This is a genomic window from Vibrio sp. YT-19(2023) (assembly GCF_033337395.1).
Genome location: NZ_JAWOQN010000708.1, coordinates 1 through 620 on the forward strand (window position 1 = coordinate 1; position 620 = coordinate 620).

Annotated in this window: 1 protein-coding gene; it reads left to right on the plus strand. The window is 48.5% G+C overall.

Annotation, left to right across the window (positions count from 1 at the left end):
• Positions 1-169: 169 nt before the first annotated feature.
• The coding region (locus R7E78_RS28020) for an FHIPEP family type III secretion protein (protein WP_318058874.1) at positions 170-620 on the plus strand (451 nt) is incomplete at its 3' end.

Genomic DNA, 620 nt, shown 5'->3' on the forward strand with positions numbered 1-620 from the left:
GCGCTGAGTCATTATTTTGGCGTTGATTTTGGTCCATAGATTGCTTAAGTCGACTAATTACCCACTATACCTAAACTTTTAGGCGAAAGTGGTCGCGTATAAACATTAGACATACGTATTAAAGTGCGTATTCGCGTGACGCTTCAATTCGATTGAGATACCTCGCAGTATGAAGTTAAGCCTGCCGTTTGCAGATAAATTGCCACGAATTCGTCAGCGTGAGATGCCAGCTATTGGCGCGCCTGTCATGGTTTTGGCCACCCTTGCGATGGTGGTATTACCGATACCCGCGTTCCTACTGGATATGTTCTTCACCTTTAACATCGCCTTAGCCATGGTGGTGTTGTTGGTGACGGTATATACACGCCGCCCGTTAGATTTCGCCGCGTTCCCAACGGTGCTGCTGATCGCGACGTTGTTGCGTTTGGCGCTGAACGTTGCGTCTACTCGTGTCGTGTTACTTCACGGCCATGAAGGGGGCAATGCGGCAGGTAACGTTATCGAGGCGTTTGGTAACGTTGTAATTGGCGGTAACTACGCAGTCGGTTTAGTCGTCTTCCTCATCTTGATGATCATTAACTTTATGGTTGTGACCAAAGGTGCGGGGCGTATTTCTGAGG